Origin of the sequence: Rhizobium sp. ZK1 (assembly GCF_047782645.1) — a bacterium.
Classification (GTDB): Bacteria; Pseudomonadota; Alphaproteobacteria; order Rhizobiales; family Rhizobiaceae; genus Rhizobium.
In genome coordinates, this window is record NZ_CP180586.1 from 4,031,960 (window position 1) to 4,051,310 (window position 19,351).

The following is a 19,351-nucleotide window of genomic DNA, read 5'->3' on the forward strand; positions in this document are numbered from 1 at the left end:
ACGCCGATGGATCTTTTCCTCGACCCTCACTCCACCCCCTTTGCGATTGCGGCAATCATACTGGCGGCACTAACCCTTCTGGAAATGTGCTGCCTTTTGATTGGGTTTTCGCTCAGCGAACTGATCGGAAAGGCGTTGCCCGACGATCACGGCAGTGGCATGTCGGGGCTTCTGTCATGGCTCAACCATGGTGGAGTTCCGGTTCTGGTGCTGCTGATGCTGTTTCTCGGCATGTTTGCCATAAACGGCTTTGTTTTCCAGGCGATTGCCCGAACCCTTTGGTTGCCTTTGCCGACACTCGTGGCCGCGGTGCCTGCCTTTCTTGTCGCTATCCCTGAAGTCCGTTCCCTGACCAGGATCGTCGGGCGGCTCGTGCCACGTGATGAGACCTATGCAGTCGACCTCGCCGAATTCATTGGTAGGACTGGCGAAGTGACAGTCGGGCCATTGGATCAAGGGCTGCCCGGCCGTGTTCGGATCAAGGACCGGCACAGCAATTGGCATACGTTCAGGGCGAAAGCCGCGCCGAACGAACCACCCATGGCAATCGGCGCCCAGGTCCTCATTGTCGACCATAAATCCAATGTTTTCATAGCCATCACTGCGCCGTCAGACATGCTGAAGGCGCCAGATACATATACTGGGGAGTCACCATGATATTCGATCTGCTATTGCCGGCCATTATCGGCCTTGTACTGATCCTGGGCATCGGCCTGGTTTTCGCAACGCTCTACACCAGATCCAGCCGGGACGAGGCCTATGTTCGCACCGGTCTTGGCGGACAGAAGGTCGTCCTTGATGGCGGCTCGGTCGTCCTCCCGATCTTTCAATCGATAGCACGCGTCAATCTCAAGACGCTGCGGCTTGAGGTTCGGCGTGGCGAAGGTGACGCGCTCATCACCAAGGATCGCATGCGGGTCGATATCGGCGCGGAATTCTATGTGCGCGTCAAACCGGACGCCTCATCGATCGCGCTTGCAGCGCAAACCCTCGGCGATCGCACCAATGATGCGGAACAGCTGCGGATTTTGATCGAGGCGAAATTCGTGGACGGTCTTCGCTCCGTCGCAGCCACCATGAACCTCGATGCCCTGCAGGAGCAGCGCATGGACTTCGTCAAGGCGGTGCAGGAAGCCGTGGGCGCCGACTTGCAATCAAACGGCCTTGAGCTGGAATCCGTCTCTCTGACCCGCCTCGACCAGACGGATATCAAGCATTTCAATGCGAATAACTTCTTCGACGCACAGGGCCTTGCAACACTGACCCGCATTACCGAGAGCCGGAAGAAGGAGCGTAACGAGATAGTACGCGACACGGAGGTCGCCATCGCCCAGAAAGATCTCGAAGCGCGCCAGCAGTCACTCGCTATCGAACGCACAAAACGAGAGGCGGAACTGAACCAGGAACGCGATATCGCCAACAAGTCGGCCGCAACGCGCGCAGAAACCGCCCAGCAGGAGCAAGCTGCCAAGCGTGCGGAAGAAGAAGCCCGCATCACCACCGAACAGGCGATTGCCGAACGTGAGGCCCTCGCCAAGCAGGTCCGCGAAAGCGCAAATATCGACGCATCCCGCGCCGTCCAGCAACGCGACACCGAAGCTCGCCGCGACTTGCAGATCGTTTCCCAGGAAAGCGCCATTGCCGTCGCGACAAAGAGCCGCGAGGAGTCCGAGGCAAAGGCAAAGGCCGAACAGGCAAGAGCTTTGGCTATCGCGGCTGAGGAAAAAGTCTCAACGGCAAAGGCCGTCGAGATCGCCGAACGCGAGCGCCAGATCGCTGTCATCGACGCCCGCAAGAAGGCGGAAACCGAGGCGACAGCCGTGACCGTCGGCGCCGAAGCCGAGAAGCAGGCCGCCGTCGACCAAGCGGACGCCATCAAGACGCTTGCAGTGGCTGAGGCAGACGCCGCAATCATCAAGGCGAAGGGCATCCTGGAGACCGGCAAGGCCGAGGCCGAGAGCGAAGCCCTGCTGAATGAAGCGCGCAATCGGCTGAGTGCGGCGATTATCGACTACGAAATCCTGCGCGAGCGCATCCGCATCATCCCGCAGGCGCTGGCAGAGGCGGTGAAGCCAATCGAGAAAATTTCCGATATCCGCATCTTCGACACCGGCGGCATGTTGGGACGCAACGGCAGCGATGCCAGGGGCGGAAATATCGGGCTCGGCGACGGGCTCGCCGGCCAGTTGCTGAACTATCAGGCAAACAAGCCCGTCCTCGACCAATTGTTGAAAGAGGCGGGCTTCGTCGGAGACAATGCAATCTCCTCCTTGCTTGGAAACCTCCAACCTGCTTCGGTGGCGCAATCGGATGCCACGGACCTCGACGTGGATCTCAAGATCGAGGATCTTTGAATTTGCCCCAATGATCTCCAGACGAGAAACACAAAAAGGGCGGGTTACCTCGCCCTTTCTTACGATCGCAGCATCTCAGCCAGTCAATTGTTGTCTTGCGCTGAGAGCAGCGGTTGGCGACTTTAGTCGCAGCTCTCATGGGCGGGTGATTCTGTAGACCAGCAAATCATCCGAATCCACAAGCTTGGTTGCGGTCTTGTTCAGATAGTCGATGACCCCATCATGATGCTCGACGAACTGCCGGTTCTCCTTGTCGGTGGCGTTTTTGGCCACGCCAAACAGATCCGCGCCCTGCGCGCGCAGTTCTTCGAGTTGCGCGATCGCGGTGGCGTCATCCGCGACGAATTTCGACCACTCGACATTGCCTCCACCAGGCGGGAACACCCAGCCGCGCGCCCTGCTGTAGTAGACTGCGACGGGATCGCCGACCTCGGATGCGATGGCGACGACAAGGTCGCCTGGTTGCGCCAACCGCGCCAGTTCCTCGCCAAGCAGCATACCCTTCATGGCGACTGGCTTCTTCATCGCCCTGACGAGGGGAAAGGTCGACCAGACAAGCGCGACCGCCACGATGCAGATCGAGCGAAGCACGGCCGCCGGTGTCAGGATGGTTCTCGATGAAAACGTTGCCAGAAGAAGCGCGCCGTGGCCGCAGAACATCGCGACCGGCACATGGAAGATGTGGAAGTTCCACACGTTGCTGGTGATCTCTCCCGCCGCTGCCAGATAGAGGATCATGGCCGCAGCCAGCCACACATAGGGAATGGCCGAAAGCGTGCGCTGCTTCAGGTCTTCCGCGGGTCGGGGCGGCATCCACAAGCCGACCACGAACAGCATCATGAACGGATACCCGTAGAACCATAAGACCGAGGTGCTCCAGGCGGATTTTAAGTAGAACCTGTCTTTGACATATGTCCAAAAGCCGTCATCCCAGATATAGCCACCACTGCCGGCGACATGAAACGGCGGATAGCTGCGGCCGAGATAAATCGCCCAGCTGAAATAAGCGCCAATAATGGCCAGGCTCAAAAGCCCCGACAGGAAGACCCAGGTCGCCTGCTTTCGTTTCTTCTCCAGAATCCAGCCGATCATCAGATAGAAGACGACGGCGCCGGCGACGATGCCTGGCGGTTTCGACAGCGCGCCGAGCGAGAAGCTGACCGTGGCGAGCGGCAAGAGCCAGCCGCTGCCGCCGATCCAGTATTTGGCAAACAGCCAGATGCCAAGAGTGACCAAGGCCAGCATCGCGGGATCGGGAAGAAACGAGCTGTCGATCATGATAGCCGCCGGCATCAGGGTGTAGGCAAGTGCCGCGGCGTGGGCGTGCATCTCACCCCAGCCGAGCGCCGTAAGCCTGTGCAGCGAAAACACCGTCACCAGACCGAAGAATGCCGCAACCACACGGCCGAACCAGTCGTGCCAGCCGAAGAGCTGGTAGAGCAGGGACGTCAGGTAACTGACGATCTGGAATTCGCGGCCCTGATAGCTTGGCCCGGGGCCAGTCCAGCTGACCTCCGGAAAGAGGATGTTCCAGCTGCGCTGCCGGAAATTGTCGGCCATCATCGCAGTACTTGTCTCGCGCCAGCTGAAGCCGTCGACCAGAGGCAAGGTGATCTTGTGGAACCTGAAGACGATCGCAATAAACAGGATCCCCAGCAAAATCGCCGTATTTAGGCTCAGGTAGCTGCGAGCGGCCATCTCCCGACCTGCCGTCTGCCGCCGATATTGCCGGCCTTCAGCCTGATTCAATTCCGGGTCGGCGGTCATCAGAAACCGTGCCCTCCCTGACGCCCGACACGGCACGATACGCGCCGGCATGGATCGACAGGCAGATTAGGCTGACCGGGATCTCGCCGCCGGCGCGGTCGGCTGCGGAGCGGCTTGGAAGGCTTGCGGGGCGGCTTTGTCATGACGGCAGTTCACCAGCATTGCCTTGAAAAGCAATTCGCCCAGATTGATTACCGACTCCATCTCTCGTGCGAACATGATAAGAACATCGGCGAGGTGGCTACCAAATATTCGCCAAACGCCAGCTGAGACTCACTTCAACAAATTGATTTTATTGATAAGGTTTCGGCGTTGTGGCTTCACGAAGTATTCGGGAACAGCGACGCAGAAAGCCCATTGCCCGTCATCTCGTCGGACGAGCTGCTGCGCGATCATAAGCTCCGCCTGGCAGCGAACTACAACAGATTACTCGAAACATTCGATATCTCAGTAGCTTGCTGGAAAATCAAGTGCTTGGAGCGTTATGGCGGAGAGGGTGGGATTTGAACCCACGATACCCTTGCAGGTATGCCGCATTTCGAGTGCGGTGCATTCGACCACTCTGCCACCTCTCCGCAGTCTTGGTCGGCGCTTGTTCGGCGCGGGCGTTCTCATAACGATAGAAGGGTGGGATGGCAAAACCGGTGGAGGCGCACCGTCATTGTGGCCGAGCTGTGCCTACAGCTTGCATGCTTCCACGATACCAGTCCACTCTTCGTCGTGGCTCCCCTCATGGTTCTCCATGCCTGATTTCGTTAACCATCCGCGAGGCTCCGCAAAGCTGTATATTTGGCGGATCGGTTTCTCGTGCCATTGAATATTGAAGGCCCAATAAGTCGGGAAAAACTCAAGGTAGGAGTAGGGTAGGTGATCATGGATCCACCATGCAAGCTTTCGCCAGTCGCCCGGTGCTTGGAAGTGATCCCAGAACGCCGGCACAACAATACACGCAGTTGCGCCTATGCCACCGTTTCTGTCGGGTTGATCCCATATGTGCCCAGCAAAGTTGCGGTCATTAGACGCGCAGGTATAGCCAGATTTCCCGGCTCGTTGCATCTCGTTGCAAAATCCGTTGACCTCGATCGAGCGAAATGCTGATCGGATGGCGAGCCGGCCAAAGCGATCCTGCAGTGGTTCAAGCAACAGCTCACATAATTTGCTTCCCGCAGCGATCGCGATATCGGGATTGTCCGGCACGTTGGCGATCCCGTGAATCGCGGCAACGTCTGAAAAGAGGAAGTCGCGCATGAAGAACGATTTCGAGAGGCGGGTGCGTCCAAATTCGGTCAAGGCGGTGACAGATGAGGGTTTTTTCATGATGCATCCATAGGCGAACGGCTGTGGCGGGAAGCCGAGGTTGTCTTACTCTTATCGAATTGCAGAAATTGATAATTTACCTATGCACTCCGCCAACCGACATCAACGTCCGTATTGTGTCACCTGCGCCGGCCGATGAAGCTCAAATAGGTCGATAATCTGTTTTCTTCCGGAGATGAACTCCAGCAGACGAACGTTTGAATACTTCCGAACAACGAATGATGGCGCCGCCTTTAGATCATCAGGAGTGATATATTGTCGATTTAACTCAGTTTTACTGATATCTCCAGAGAAGGACCGGTCACCACGCATCGTCTTGAAGCGCATTTCGACGGCTTGACCGCGGTCTGACAGAGAGATTAGCTTATACAGATCAAGATGTTCCCCATGCCTATTTCGGAATGTGGTATAAATACTTGACGCAATTGTTTTTACAGGCTTGGTCTGAGACTCTCGGTTGTCTGTGCATAAATGCTTAGGCCACGGCCACCCCAAGTCGTCAAAGAATACGCGTCCGCCATAGGGACTTTGATAATAATACACTCTTACATGGCAAACGGGGCATTCTGCGTTTGGATTAACGTAAGAAGCGGTCGTTTCGAACGCGGTGGGCATCGGTAACGACTGGTTCCCTTGGTAACCGGAGCACCAACCACCGTCAGTGTGAATGGGAACCGGGCTACCTCCTTGGTATCGAAACACGATCCTCCCGCCACAATTGTAGCAAGTAGTCACGCTGCACCCCCCTCATCAACATTTGCAACAACTAATAGATCAGATCCTTGAACTCGCTACCGAGCTTTTTTGAGCTCGTTAGGATGGGCGGGCCTGATATCAGCGACCCGCGGAATTGTTTTCTGTTGCCTCCAAGGCAAAACAAAGAGAAATTGGCACGATGGTGCTACCACAACCGTCAGTTTCCGGCTAGAATCTCGTCACTGTGACCAAACTTTCATGGGCGCTTTACCTGATTAAACGCGTAAGTCGAGTATTTACCAAGTCACAAGTCGAATCCGTCGGTTGTTCAATTTTCTTCATAAGCTGTAGATGACTAAGTTCGAAGAAATAAAGCCTGGATCGCGTATTAAAGGTCTGGCGTCAGAAGGTATCGCGGAGATCGTTTCTGTCTCGCGCTTCGGTCAGGACGCGATGAACTTAGTTTTCAGGGTCGGCGGCAGGGTGGGCGAGCGACTCCTCTATAGAGGCGAAGAAACTGCGTTCGAGTTAATCAGTGCTGGCCGGTCATATGCCTTTGATGCTGACGGCGCTCTTCTCCGCTTGGCGTCGGAGGCGTATCGAATACGCCTAGCCCACCTTTTCGATCCCTATCTTGCCGTGAGCGCTTCACAAATCGAGGCGCTCCCACATCAGATCACAGCGGTCTACGGCGAGATGTTGCCACGTCAGCCACTACGCTTTCTGCTGGCTGATGATCCGGGCGCTGGCAAAACCGTTATGGCTGGATTGCTGATCAAGGAGCTTCTGATCCGCGGCGACCTCGAGCGCTGTCTCATCGTTGCGCCTGGCAGCTTGGTCGAGCAGTGGCAGGAAGAAATGTCCGAGAAGTTCGGCCTTCATTTCGATCTGCTTACGCGAGATCAGATCGAGGCCTCGGTCACAGGTAACCCATTTACCGAGAAGAACCGACTCATCCTGCGGTTGGACATGGCCGCGCGTTCGGATGAACTAAAGTCCAAACTCGAAGCGGCAGCGGATTGGGATCTCATCATCTGTGATGAAGCCCATCGCATGGCTGCTTCGTATTTTGGCGGCGAGGTGAAAGAGACGCGGCGACATAAGCTCGGCAAGCTCCTCGGTTCGCACACCCGGAACTTCTTGTTGATGTCGGCCACTCCGCACAATGGCAAGGAAGCGGATTTTCAGCTGTTCATGGGCTTGCTCGATGTCGACCGGTTCGAGGGCCGCTTTCGAGAGGGCGTGCACAAGGCCGACGTCTCGGACATGATGCGCCGCCTCACGAAGGAGGAGCTCTATCGCTTCGATGGAACTCCGCTATTCCCCGAGCGCCGAGCTTATACAGCAAGCTATGCACTCTCGTTGGAAGAAGCGGATCTCTACCAGGCTGTTACGACCTACGTCCGCGAGGAGATGAACCGCGCCGACAATACAGGTGACGATAAACGGCGATCGAGCGTAGGCTTCGCTTTGCAGATCCTGCAGCGGCGACTGGCCTCCTCGCCAGCTGCTATTCATCGCTCGCTCGAGCGGCGACGCAAACGCCTGGAAGAACGGCTGCGCGAAGAGAAGCTGATGCGCCAGGGTGGATCGTCTGCGCTCGCGAGGTCACCCGACCTTCCGCGCTATGATCCCGAAGACTTCGAAGAGGTGCCAGGCGTAGAGGCGGAGGCGGCAGAGGAGCAGATCGTTGACCAGGCGACCGCGGCCTTGACACTGGCCGAGCTGGAGGCCGAGATCGTCATCCTCCAGGACCTCGAGGAGCGCGCGCTCAGGCTCAAGCTATCCGGCCAGGATGCAAAATGGCGAGAGCTTCAGTCGATCCTCGACGAGCCATTGATGCTCGACAAATCGACAGGACTTCGCCGCAAAGTGCTGATCTTCACCGAACCGAAGGACACGCTCGAATATCTGCAGCAGAAGATCGGCGCGCTGGTCGGCGATCCTTCTGCCGTTGTCGTCATTCATGGCGGCATCGCGCGGGAGGCCCGGCGGGCGGCCATCGCCGCCTTCAATTCCGATCCGCGGGTCAGGGTTATGATCGCCAACGACGCCGCTGGTGAAGGTGTGAACCTGCAGCGCGGCGCGCACTTGATGGTCAACTACGATCTGCCCTGGAACCCCAACCGGCTCGAACAACGATTCGGCCGCATCCATCGCATCGGCCAGACAGAAGTCTGCCATCTCTGGAACCTTTGCGCGGCCAACACGCGCGAGGGCGAGGTCTACCGTCGGCTGCTCGAGAAACTCGAAGAGGCGCGAACGGCACTCGGCGGAAAGGTCTACGACGTTCTCGGCGAGCTGTTCGAGGGCCAGGCGCTGCGCGACCTGCTTGTCGAGGCCATCCGCTATGGCGACCGTCCTGAAAAGAAGGCCGAGCTGTTCAAAAAGGTCGATGGCGCCGTCGACGTTGATGCGATCGAGACACTGGTCGCCGAGCGCAAGCTCACGTCGGAGGGAATGAACCCGAATTCTGTCGCCGAGATCCGCGAGCAGATGGAGCGCGCCGCTGCCCGCCGCCTGCAGCCGCATTTCATCGGCGCCTTCTTCCGAGAGGCCTTCGTGATGCTCGGCGGACGGATTGCGGAGCGCGAAAAGGGTCGCTTCGAAATCCTGCGCGTGCCATCGATCCTCAAGGAACGTGACCGGCTGATCGGCCGATCAGACCCGGTTCTAGATCGCTACGCGCGCATCACTTTCGAAAAAGCGCTGATCGTCGGGCAGCCTCAAGCGGAACTCGTGGCGCCTGGCCACCCGTTGCTCGAAGCCCTAGTGGACCTGGTGCTCGAACGGTTCCAGCCGCTTCTCGGCCAGGGCTCGGTCCTGGTCGATGACTCCGATGACAGCCAGGATACTCGTCTGCTCGTCTACCTGGAGCACGCGGTCCGCGATGCGGGCGTCAGCCACTCCGGCGAACCGCGCGTCATCTCCCAGCGCCTGCAGTTCCTGTTCCTGAAGGAAAACGGATCCGCGCTCGATGGCGGACCGGCACCTTATCTCGATTTCCGCCCGATCACCGAGGAGGAGCGTTCAAGAATAGCCGACGCGTCTAATGCAACCTGGTTGGCGGGCAATGTCGAGAAGCGGGCCCTCGGCTACGCGATCGCTTCTCTCGTGCCGCATCACCTCGAAGAGGTGCGGAGGCGCAGGATCGCCGAGATCGACAAGGTCGAGCGCGAGGTGCGAGCGCGACTCACCCGTGAAATCAATTATTGGGATGCGCGGGCTGCTCGGCTTCGCGAGGAAGAGCGCGCCGGTAAGGAGCAACGCGTCAACGCCCAGAACGCCGAGACGACGGCCGCACGCTTGGTCGAAAGATTGCACAAGCGCCAGACGGAACTCGATCATGAGCGGCAGATCTCCGCACTGCCGCCGGTGCTGAAGGGTGCTGCGCTGGTGATCCCCCGCGGATTGCTTGAGGCCAGAATACCGGCACACGTTGCGCCCATCGCAGGCGGCTTTGCCGAGGATCCGGTCTTGCGGGCTGAATCTGAGAGGAAGGCGATGGAGACGGTGATGGCGACCGAAATTGCGCTCGGGCACGCTCCTCGCGACGTCGCGTCCGAAAAGAAGGGCTGGGATATAGAGAGCCGCGACGGTAAGACCGGCCACCTTCGCTTCATCGAGGTCAAGGGCCGGCATACCGACGGTCGGGACATCATCCTGACCAAGAACGAGCTGTTGTCGTCCTTGAACGCGGCCGAGGCCTTCATCCTGGCGATAGTGCAGATCGAGGAGGGCTTTGCGCGCGAACCGGTCTATGTCCGCCGCTTCTTCCACAGGGAATTGGGTTTCGGCGAGACAGCGGTGGTTTTCAACGTTGCTGATCTGCTATCGATGGGAACAACACCGTCTTGAAAAGACGATTCCCTGATGAGTGCTGAAAAAACATTGGATGCGCGACGCTCGCGACGCGCCCGAATTATAGGTAGAACATGACGGCTTCGGCTCCACGCAAAAAACTCATCGAGGTCTCGATCCCGCTCGAAGCAATCAACGCGGCCTCCGCCCACGAGAAGATGCCCGGGATTGGTGCGCACCCTCGGGGTATACACATTTACTGGGCCCGCAGGCCACTGGCTACTTGCCGCGCAGTGCTATTCTCGCAGCTGGTGGACGATCCTTCATCCTGGCCGGATCGCTTTCCGACAGAAGAGGCGCAAGATAACGAGCGGCGCAGGCTCCATCGCATCATCGAACGCATGGTGCCCTGGGAAGCGTCACGCGATGAGAGCGTCCTCAACGAGGCACGATGGGAGATCGCGCGTTCGGTAGCCTGGGGTCTCGGCGAGGAACCTCCGTCGAAGAGCGAGCGAGAGGCGATCCTCGCTTACCTGCAGGCAAAAGCTCCGCCGATCTACGACCCCTTCTCGGGTGGAGCCTCGATCCCACTCGAGGCACAACGACTCGGTTTGCGCGCCTATGGCTCCGATCTCAACCCAGTGGCGGTGCTGATCGGCAAGGCGCTGGTGGAGATCCCCCCGAAATTCGCCGGCCGGCCCCCGGTAAACCCAAAAGCGCGGATGGAACTTGAGCGCGGCCGCTGGAACGGCAAGGGCGCACAGGGCCTCGCCGAGGACGTGCGCTATTATGGCCAGTGGATCCGCGAGGAGGCCCAGAGGCGGATCGGCCATCTCTATCCTAAGGCGAGGCTGCCAGACGGCTCCGAGGCCACGGTCATCGCCTGGCTCTGGGCGCGCACCGTGCGCTCGCCCGATCCGGCGGCGAGGAGCGCCATGGTGCCACTGGTCTCGTCTTTCATGCTCTCCACCAAGGAAAGCAGAAAGGTCTGGGTAGAACCCGTGATCGATTCAAACAAGCCTGACGGCTGGCACTTCGAAGTAAAAACGGGAAAGTTGAGCAAGGCGGAAGAAGGCAGGCTGAAGAATGGCACGAAGACTGCGCGAGGCTCGAATTTTATATGTGCCCTGACAGGTTCCGCGATTACAAGCGACTATGTGAAAACTGAGGGTGCCGCTGGGCGTATGGGGGCAACTCTCATGGCGATCGTTGCTGAGGGGAACCGACAAAGGGTCTATCTGGACCCAACGCCAGAGCAAGAGCGACTTTCCTTAACGGCTAAACCCGATTGGGAGCCGGAGGGCGAGCTACCAAACGACCCTCGAAATTTCTGGACCGTCCAATACGGATTGAACACATTTGCCTCGCTCTTCACCCCTCGTCAGCTCGTCGGGCTGACGACCTTGTCCGATTTAGTGAGCGAGGGGCGCGAGCGCGTCCTGGCTGATGCCCTCGCGGCTGGCCGGTCCGATGATCCGACCCGCTTGCACAACAGTGGGACGGGAGCGGAGGCCTATGCGGATGCGATAGCAACCTATCTAGCAATGGCCCTCGATCGCTGCGCTGACTTTGGAAACTCGGTGACACGGTGGAGCGCAAGCAACGAAAAGGTCATGAACCTTTTTGCGCGCCAAGCGATCGCAATGGCTTGGGATTTCCCTGAAGCCAATACACTTGCAGACGTTGTAGGCGGCCTTTCTCCTGCTGTCACTTTCCTCGCGGATTGCCTTGACACTGTTCCGGGAACAGGTGCGGGAGGCGTTTCGATGATCAACGCTTCCACCAATGGCTTTCAGCCTAGCCCGATCGTAGTGAGCACGGACCCTCCGTATTACGACAATATTGGCTATGCCGATCTATCGGATTTTTTCTACGCCTGGATGCGCAGGTCTCTATCAAACATCTGGCCAGATCTCTTCCGACGACTAACGACACCGAAATCTGACGAATTAGTTGCTACTCCCTATCGTCACGGCGGAAAGGACAACGCAGAAACGTTCTTTATGCACGGAATGGCGCAGGCGCTGACCGCTATGCGGAATGCGGCTACGGACGGTGAACCGCTTGCAATCTACTACGCATTTAAGCAATCTGAGGTAGCCCAAGATGGCATCACATCTGCCGGCTGGGCAAGCTTCCTGCAGGCAACCGTCGATGCTGGTCTCGTAATTGACGGCACTTGGCCAGTCCGCAGCGAACAATCGGAACGAATGATCGGGAAGGGCGCGAACGCCCTTGCTTCGTCTATCGTTCTTGTTTGTCGCAAGCGTGCGGCGGACGCGTCAACGATAACCCGTGCGGAGTTTGTCCGCCTTCTCCGTCGTGAACTGCCCGAGGCCATCGACGATATCCGCAAAGCCGGCGTGGGCCCGGTGGACATGCAGCAGTCGGTCATCGGCCCCGGTATGGGAGTGTTCTCGCGGCACGCCAAGGTGCTGGAGGATGACGATAGCGCGATGACCGTGAAGACCGCGCTCACTTATATTAACCGTGTATGGGAAGAGATCGATCAGGAGCTTGATGCCGCTTTCGATGCGGAGACGCAGGTGGCATTGGCCTGGTTCTCGACTTACGGCTTTGATGAGAAATCCTCCGGCCAGCTCATCACGCTTGCCAACGCCAAGAACGTCGCCAGCGACGCCCTATTTGGCTGCGGTGTCTTCGAGGATCTAAAGGGCAAGACCGCGCTTACGCCGCGCGACAAACTGCCGAAGGACTGGTCGCCTGTGAAGGACAGAACGCTGACCATTTGGGAGTGCGTGCAGCACGTCGCGCGCCTCCTCGCAGCTGAGGACGGCGGCGCTGAGGCGGCAGGTCGGCTGGTGGCGCAGATGGGACCGGCGAGCGACCAAGCGCGCAAGCTGGCATATCGGCTCTTCGAGATCGCCACCCAGAAGGGTTGGTCGCAGGAGGCTCTGGTCTACAACGAGCTGGCGCAGGAATGGCCACATCTCGAGGACGCCGGCACAAGGGTCGCGCCGTCCACCACAAAGCCGGCGCAGGCCGCGTTCGATCTCTGAGGAGCTGACCATGGCGGGAGAAGATATCGAAGGAACGAAGCGGGTCCGAGACACACTGGATTTCGTCCTGAAACCGGTGCTTGAGGGCTTCGTCGAAGCCAACATGAAGAAGAAGCACGGACCGCGCTGGCTGCACTATGCCAGCCGTGCCGTTGGATCTGGTTCCAACGATCCACTCGACGCCTATGGTCTGCTAAAAACCATCATCGACAACTGGAACGAGGTGTTCTACGCCTGCTTCGACCGCAAGGTCATGCACAAGGCGCGTAACCACATATCCGTCGCTTTCGACGCGCGCAATGCTACATCGCACCTGAACTTGCCGCTCAGCGACGCCGAAGCGTTGAATTACCTGTTCGCGATGCTGCAGCTCGCCGAGATCCTCAAGGCCCCTACAGCGACTCTCGAGAAGGTAAAGTCCGCCTACGCCGCGCAGCGCAACACCGGCATCGAGTCCGGCCAGGTCGATCCGGCAACGCCGGCCGTCAATAAGGTGGTGGAGACAGCGGCCCAGCCGCAGCTCGGTTTGACTGCCCCGGAGCCCTCCGTCGGTGCGCTTAAGCCCTGGATCGAAGTGGCGCTGCCGCATCCCGACGTGATCGCCAACCGTTTCAAGGAAGCCGAGTTCGCCGCCGACCTCTTTGCTGTCGACGCCGGCCTCGCCGGTGAGGGCTATGCAACGCCTTCGGCCTTCTACGGCATCACCTTCCTCACCGAGGGCCTGAAGCGCGTCCTGGCGACTGCGGTGCAACGCCTGGGCGGTTCGGGTGGCGATCCCGTGATCGGCCTGCAGACAGCGTTCGGCGGCGGCAAGACGCACACCATGCTCGCGCTCTTTCATCTCGTGAAGCACCTACAGGACGGCGGCGACCCTCGCGCACTCCCCGGCGTTGCCGAGATCCTCGATCGCCTCGGTATTGCAGCACTGCCGAAGCCGAAGATCTCGGTTTTTGTCGGTTCCTCGAAGGGCGTCGATGTGTCGCTCAATATCAAGGACGGCCCTCGGCTACACACACTCTGGGGCTATATCGCCTGGCGCATCGCCGGCGAGGAGGGATTGAATCTCGTCGCCGAGGCCGAAGCCGCGCGCACCAGCCCCGCATCCGAGCTGATGGTCGAGGTGTTCAAGCTCGCCGGACCGAGTGTGATCCTGCTCGACGAGTTGACTATGTTCGCCCGGCAACTCGATGAGGACCGCTTCGAGGCACTACTCTCCTTCATCCAGTCACTGACCGAGGCGGCAAAGATGGTGCCCGGTATATTGATCGTGGGCTCGCTGCCCGAGAGCAATGCCGAAGCGGGCGGCGAGCGTGGCGTGAGGGCGCTTTTGAGGCTCGAGAAGATCTTCGGGCGCGTGCAATCCGCCTGGCTCCCAGCCTCGGGCGACGAGACCTACGAGATTATCCGCCGCCGTCTGTTCCAGCCGCTCGACGCCGAAGGGGAGAAGGCGCGTGACGAGACCGTCAAGGCCTTCCACAATCTCTACAAGTCCAACGCCGCCGAGTTTCCGCCGGCGACGAAGGAGGCGCGCTATCTCGAACTCTTGCGGCTGTCGTATCCCATTCACCCCGAGCTCTTCGACCGTCTGTCGAAAGATTGGGCAAGTCTCGAGAAATTCCAGCGGACGCGTGGAGTGCTGCGCTTCATGGCGAACGTTGTCGGCGTGCTCTGGCATGGACAATCCCGCGACCCGATGATCACGCCGGCCCGCGTTCCGGTCAGCAATGAACGTGTGCGTGCAAGCGTGCTCTATCCGCTCGATCCTGCCTTCGGCGCCGTCGTTGACAGGGAGGTCGATGGTGATAGCTCGCTGCCAAGCCTCATGGAGGCCAACCCGTCCCGCCGGATATCGCAGGCGCGCGCTGCCACCCGCGCCGCACGCGCGGTGTTCGTCTGTTCGGCGCCGCTGGTCGGTCAGCCTAACGCCGGTGTGACTGGTCAGGGGTTGCGACTTGCCTGTGCCGAGCCTGGTGACCAGCTTGCGATCTTCGGCGAGGCGTTGCGTGAGCTAACAGAGCGAGCGACCTACCTTTACGAAGAGGCAGGTCGATATTGGTTCTCTACGCAGCCGACACTTAACCGCCTTGCCGACGATCGCGCTAGGGCGCTTCCCGATCACGAGGTCGATGCTGCAATCGCCGACGTGCTACGCGACGATGCGAGGGCCGCAAGTGGCTTCCATCGCGTCTTCGCCGCTCCCGACGACCCGGTCACGATCGACGAGGCCCAGGCCCTGTCACTCGTCATTTTTGGCCCCGCCCACCCACATGCCGGTCGCGGCGCTGAGAAGTCCCCTGCGACCGAGGCGGTCAGTGATGCACTCACTCGTTGCCGTTCTTCACAGAGGCGGTTCAGGAACACGTTGGTCTTCGTCGCACCCGATGTGGCGCAGCTCGGCACTGCGCGAGAGGTGATGCGCAAGGCCATTGCCTGGGCGTCTATCGCATCGGACGACCGGCTGCAGCAGCAGATGACCCAGGCGCAGTCTGCGGACGCTAAGGACAAGGCCAAGACGAACCGGGACTCGGCCCAGAAAGCTGTGAGAGCTGCCTGGAGCCACATTCTCTATCCCGTCAAGAGCGAAACGCCCGGCAAGCCCTTCGAGCTCGAGCACAACCAGATCTCATCGCGCGACCGGCCGGCGATACCAGCCATGGTCTACGACAAAGCGAAGGCTGATGGGATAGCACTGGAGAAGCTTGGCACCGAGCGACTCTGGCTCGCGCTGAAACCGATCTGGCCAGAGGACAGGCCGCACCTGCCAATCTCCGAAATTACCAACTGGTTCGCGTCCTATGTCTACCTGCCGAAGCTGCGCGACCGGGTGGTGCTCGAGGGCGCGATCCGCGACGCGTTGGCGAAGCTCGATCCTCAGTTCGGATTTGCCGAGAGCTTCGACGAGGCCACGGACAAATATCACAAGCTCATCTGGGCCAAGGATCCGCCGAATATAGATCTCTCTACGGGATTGATAGTGCGCGAAGCCGAAGCCCGTCGGCAGATTGACGAAGAAGCGACCGCTGTATCGCGTCCGGCTTCCGGAGGGACAGCGGGCTCGACATCCCCCGGTCAGCCAGCCGTTCCCGCCCAGGGCTCAACCCCCGTCGTGTCTGGACCTGTCAGTCCTGGTAAGCCGAGGCGCTTCTACGGCTCGGTTGAGATCGATATGGTCCGCCCCGTTAAGTCGTTCGACGCTATCCTCAATGCTGTCGTAATGGAACTGCAACGCACGCAAGGTGCGAAGATAACGCTGACGCTCGAGATTGAGGCCGCAGCAGCCGAGGGATTCGACGAGGGGGACGTGGGCGTCATCAGGGACAACGCAAAGCAGTTAAAGTTCAAAGCCGAGTCGACGGGGTTCGACGAGTAGCTGCGTGCTCACCGAAGCTTAATGGCCTCGCCTCATGCGATTCAACGTAGCGTCCGACAAGCCAAACGCGCCAAGCGAGTCTCTCTGGTCAATTTGGGCGACGATGCTTGACCTAGTATCGATAGATGCAAAAGTCTGATCGAGACAATCAGTAGTCGCGCGGGGGAGCTCAAACAATGGCAAATGGACAGCGCTCTCCACGCCTGGCCGTTCTGATCGACGCCGACAACGCATCGGCAAAGATCGTCGATGGACTGTTCGAGGAGATCGCCAAGATCGGAGAGGCGAGCGTCCGGCGGATCTATGGCGACTTCGCAAGCGCACGCTCGAAGGCCTGGATCGAGGTGCTCGCAAAGCATGCGATCATTCCTCAGCAGCAGTTCGCCTACACGACCGGAAAGAACGCGTCCGACATTACCCTTGTGATAGATGCGATGGACCTGCTGCACAGCGGACGCTTCGATGGTTTCTGCCTGGTCTCATCAGATAGCGACTTTACTCGCCTCGCGTCGCGTATCCGTGAGGAGGGCGTCGACGTCTTCGGCTTTGGCGAGCAGAAGACGCCGGAGAGTTTTCGGCAGGCGTGTCGTCGATTTATCTACACCGAGAACCTGCTTCCGGCCGCAACCTCCAACGACAGCGACGTGAGCAGCACATCGAAGTCGCTTCAGCCGCCGAGCGCCGCGACACCGATCATCAAGAAGGTCATTGGCCAGATGGAAACCGAGGATGGCTGGGTGCTGCTCGGCGCCGTGGGGACTCAGCTTGCCAACCTCGCTTCGGACTTCGACCCGAGGACCTATGGGTTCCGCAAGCTCAGCGACCTTGTCCGAAAGACCGACGCCTTCGACGTCGACCAGCTCGAGGGCAAGCCACTACGGATCCGAGTCAAGCAGCCAAGACCAAAGAAGAAGTCTTGATCGCTGGACGGGATGTTTCTGGTTGAGTCACAGGCGCTCATCGGCTCGCTTCGTTTGTTCTGACGTTGCTACACAGCATAAGACGCGCCAAAAGCGCCAGCGAGTCTCCTAGTCAATTGACGAAAGCTCACCAACCTGGGAGCCGGACCGAAGCTCAGGAGCATACTCTGCTCGGCCGATACAATCATTCTGCTGTGATCGTAATCGTCCGCGTCTCACCAGGAAAAAGCTCGATCTCGAACTTGATCTTTACGGGTGGGACAAGATCGAAATCATCGCCGTCATCCGATGCCTCGCCACAGCGATACTTGCGTGCACCTTTCTCGACGAGCTTCTGGAGTGCAGGACTGAGGGCCATTCGAGCGACCTTCCTTTGTGGAGTTGAGATACCTGCCGAATAGACGCGAAATCGCGGTATTTCGAAGAAAGTGCATGCCGGTGCGCCTTTTTCTTTGCGAGACGCCAATATGTGACAAAAATGCAACAAATGGCTGTTCGAATTAAATTCTTTGCCCGCTCGGTCTAAACGCGACCCAAAACGATCTATTCTAAGTCGTGGGGCGTCACCCCACAAACATACTGGACCAAAATATCAATGGCGGCACCGGGAACCTGACCGGGCACCAAGCTTTCCAGAAGCGATCGGAAGATCTTTGCATTCGCTCCCCTACGGAGAACGTAGGACGCCTTGCCTAGGTTGTCGCCGCACGCCTCGAGCGTGGAAAGGATGCCGAAAGACAATGCTCTGTGAATGCTGCTTGCAGTAACCACAACATTGGTTGCGCGACGATAGTGGTAGTGTCGTGCGCAATGCGCGCCCTCGGGCGTAACCGCTTTGATCGCAAGATCAGGATTCGGAGTGAATACCAGGTAAATGGAAGCCACCTGGTGCGACCTGACACGTCTAAACTCTTCCCCAACTGCTGACGCAGGATCCCCTCTGGAGATATGATAGATCTGCTATCGTCTCCAGGGGGAAAGACTATTTCCGCAGGGATTAAGGAAGACAAGCTGCTTGCTTATTGTTGTGTTGGCTGAGTATGCGCGACAAGGTCTTTGGATGGACATGGAAACGAGACGCGACGACGTGGACAGGCTCGCTAAGTGCGTGAACTGCCTCGTAGGCCTGTTCAATTTGAACTTTGTCTAAAGCCGGACGTCGGCCTATTTGGGCTCCTCGTGCCCTGGCAGCTTCCATGCCGGCTTTCGTCCGTTCACTGATGATCGACCGCTCGAATTCAGCCATTGCGGCCATGACGTGGAATAGAAGGCGGCCGCCCGATGAAGCCGTATCAATATTCTCTGTAAGCGATCGGAATTCGCAGCCACGCCTAGAAAGCCGATTAACTGTCTCTATGAGATCAACCAAAGAACGACCAAGGCGGTCGAGCCTCCACACGATCAGCATGTCGCCGGCCTGAATGTAGCGAAGCGTCTTCCGCAGACCCGGACGCTGAAAGTCTGCGCCGGACATCCCTTGGTCGGTAAAAATCTCTGCGCACCCGACTGCCGTCAACGCGGCGATCTGAAGATCGAGGTTTTGCTCGACGGTCGAGACTCGCGCGTATCCAACCAATTTCATGACGACCCGAACCTCTTTAATCGATGCCTAAGCCATTGACATAAAGGAACCTTTTCGCTCTGTCGGTCTTTAAATGGCGCCGAGCCCGAAATCCTTGAAATGCCAGGATGTGCCCGGCTTGGCAATCACAGCTTTGGTGTATCGGATAAAGGTTCCCTTTCGTTCCTTCGGGTCATCATCGGTGCGCTAGGGAGAAATGAAATTGTTGCTGATCATCGGAGTCGCCGGCGTCGTTTTCGGAGGCGCATGTGCTATGGTCGCATCGAATAAAAATCGAGACGTCTTGGGCTGGTTCGTTCTTGGTTTCATATTCAACCTGATCGCCTTGATCGTCATCGCGGCGCTGACCCCATTGGACAAGGCGGAAGAAGCGGCAGAGGACGCTGGCGACGAGCGTGGACACGACGCCGAGATGCCAGGACGCGAGGAGCTCCGGCGAAAGTCAGCCGACCTGTCTGCTTCACTTGCAGAGTCGCGGGCGAAGCTGAACCGCTAAAGAGTGCTCCGACCCGAACGTGTCGAGT

At 58.8% G+C, this 19,351-nt stretch carries 11 protein-coding genes, 1 tRNA gene and 1 pseudogene; 7 read left to right on the forward strand and 6 right to left on the reverse strand.

What is annotated here, in order from left to right:
• The first annotated feature begins 6 nt into the window (after positions 1-6).
• Positions 7-657, forward strand: a complete 651-nt coding sequence (locus ACK9YZ_RS20345; RefSeq protein ID WP_416064974.1) for an OB-fold-containig protein — start codon at positions 7-9, stop codon at positions 655-657.
• A complete protein-coding gene (locus ACK9YZ_RS20350) occupies positions 654-2,354 on the forward strand; it encodes a flotillin family protein (protein ID WP_416064975.1) in 1,701 nt (566 codons plus the stop codon). Before ACK9YZ_RS20345 ends, ACK9YZ_RS20350 begins: the two co-directional genes overlap by 4 nt.
• Before the next feature lie 135 nt (positions 2,355-2,489).
• On the opposite strand, the gene ACK9YZ_RS20355 is transcribed toward ACK9YZ_RS20350, so the two are convergent.
• The 4 genes and pseudogenes from ACK9YZ_RS20355 to ACK9YZ_RS20370 form a co-directional block, all read right to left on the reverse strand.
• A complete protein-coding gene (locus ACK9YZ_RS20355) occupies positions 2,490-4,121 on the reverse strand; it encodes an ArnT family glycosyltransferase (protein ID WP_416066780.1) in 1,632 nt (543 codons plus the stop codon).
• Positions 4,122-4,127: 6 nt separating this feature from the next.
• Positions 4,128-4,264: pseudogene (locus ACK9YZ_RS20360) on the reverse strand (ATP-dependent DNA ligase); the annotation flags it as partial.
• 342 nt (positions 4,265-4,606) lie between these two features.
• Positions 4,607-4,696: transfer RNA gene (locus ACK9YZ_RS20365), tRNA-Ser, on the reverse strand.
• A gap of 103 nt (positions 4,697-4,799) precedes the next feature.
• Positions 4,800-5,438: a hypothetical protein gene (locus tag ACK9YZ_RS20370; protein ID WP_416064976.1), complete on the reverse strand. Its 639-nt coding sequence runs from the start codon at positions 5,436-5,438 to the stop codon at positions 4,800-4,802.
• A 1,047-nt stretch (positions 5,439-6,485) separates the two neighbouring features.
• On the opposite strand from ACK9YZ_RS20370, the gene ACK9YZ_RS20375 reads away from it, so the two are divergent.
• The 4 genes from ACK9YZ_RS20375 (at position 6,486) to ACK9YZ_RS20390 (ending at position 17,245) form a co-directional block, all read left to right on the forward strand.
• Positions 6,486-9,992, forward strand: coding sequence for a helicase-related protein (locus tag ACK9YZ_RS20375; protein ID WP_416064977.1), 3,507 nt, complete (start codon positions 6,486-6,488; stop codon positions 9,990-9,992).
• A gap of 77 nt (positions 9,993-10,069) precedes the next feature.
• Complete coding sequence (locus ACK9YZ_RS20380) at positions 10,070-12,955, forward strand: DUF1156 domain-containing protein (protein ID WP_416064978.1); 2,886 nt, start codon at positions 10,070-10,072, stop codon at positions 12,953-12,955.
• Positions 12,956-12,965: 10 nt separating this feature from the next.
• Positions 12,966-16,325 (forward strand): DUF499 domain-containing protein, encoded by a 3,360-nt coding sequence (locus ACK9YZ_RS20385; RefSeq protein WP_416064979.1) that lies wholly within the window; start codon positions 12,966-12,968, stop codon positions 16,323-16,325.
• 176 nt (positions 16,326-16,501) lie between these two features.
• Positions 16,502-17,245, forward strand: coding sequence for an NYN domain-containing protein (locus tag ACK9YZ_RS20390; protein WP_416064980.1), 744 nt, complete (start codon positions 16,502-16,504; stop codon positions 17,243-17,245).
• Between the two features lie 184 nt (positions 17,246-17,429).
• On the opposite strand, the gene ACK9YZ_RS20395 is transcribed toward ACK9YZ_RS20390, so the two are convergent.
• Together ACK9YZ_RS20395 and ACK9YZ_RS20400 are read right to left on the reverse strand one after the other, a co-directional pair.
• On the reverse strand, positions 17,430-17,603 hold the full coding sequence (locus tag ACK9YZ_RS20395) for a hypothetical protein (protein ID WP_416064981.1): 174 nt from the start codon (positions 17,601-17,603) through the stop codon (positions 17,430-17,432).
• Between the two features lie 639 nt (positions 17,604-18,242).
• Positions 18,243-18,827, reverse strand: a complete 585-nt coding sequence (locus tag ACK9YZ_RS20400) for a recombinase family protein (RefSeq protein ID WP_416064982.1) — start codon at positions 18,825-18,827, stop codon at positions 18,243-18,245.
• Positions 18,828-19,023: 196 nt separating this feature from the next.
• Here ACK9YZ_RS20400 and ACK9YZ_RS20405 point away from each other — a divergent pair, with 196 nt between their 5' ends.
• On the forward strand, positions 19,024-19,323 hold the full coding sequence (locus tag ACK9YZ_RS20405) for a hypothetical protein (protein WP_416064983.1): 300 nt from the start codon (positions 19,024-19,026) through the stop codon (positions 19,321-19,323).
• The last annotated feature ends 28 nt before the right edge of the window (positions 19,324-19,351 follow it).

Bases quoted from the DNA above. Each gene is read 5' to 3' on its own strand.
- ACK9YZ_RS20345 (WP_416064974.1), top strand. From the start codon at position 7: ATGGATCTTTTCCTCGACCCTCACTCCACCCCCTTTGCGATTGCGGCA.
- ACK9YZ_RS20350 (WP_416064975.1), top strand. From the start codon at position 654: ATGATATTCGATCTGCTATTGCCGGCCATTATCGGCCTTGTACTGATC.
- ACK9YZ_RS20355 (WP_416066780.1), bottom strand. From the start codon at position 4,121: ATGACCGCCGACCCGGAATTGAATCAGGCTGAAGGCCGGCAATATCGG.
- ACK9YZ_RS20370 (WP_416064976.1), bottom strand. From the start codon at position 5,438: ATGAAAAAACCCTCATCTGTCACCGCCTTGACCGAATTTGGACGCACC.
- ACK9YZ_RS20375 (WP_416064977.1), top strand. From the start codon at position 6,486: ATGACTAAGTTCGAAGAAATAAAGCCTGGATCGCGTATTAAAGGTCTG.
- ACK9YZ_RS20380 (WP_416064978.1), top strand. From the start codon at position 10,070: ATGACGGCTTCGGCTCCACGCAAAAAACTCATCGAGGTCTCGATCCCG.
- ACK9YZ_RS20385 (WP_416064979.1), top strand. From the start codon at position 12,966: ATGGCGGGAGAAGATATCGAAGGAACGAAGCGGGTCCGAGACACACTG.
- ACK9YZ_RS20390 (WP_416064980.1), top strand. From the start codon at position 16,502: ATGGCAAATGGACAGCGCTCTCCACGCCTGGCCGTTCTGATCGACGCC.
- ACK9YZ_RS20395 (WP_416064981.1), bottom strand. From the start codon at position 17,603: ATGGCCCTCAGTCCTGCACTCCAGAAGCTCGTCGAGAAAGGTGCACGC.
- ACK9YZ_RS20400 (WP_416064982.1), bottom strand. From the start codon at position 18,827: ATGAAATTGGTTGGATACGCGCGAGTCTCGACCGTCGAGCAAAACCTC.
- ACK9YZ_RS20405 (WP_416064983.1), top strand. From the start codon at position 19,024: ATGAAATTGTTGCTGATCATCGGAGTCGCCGGCGTCGTTTTCGGAGGC.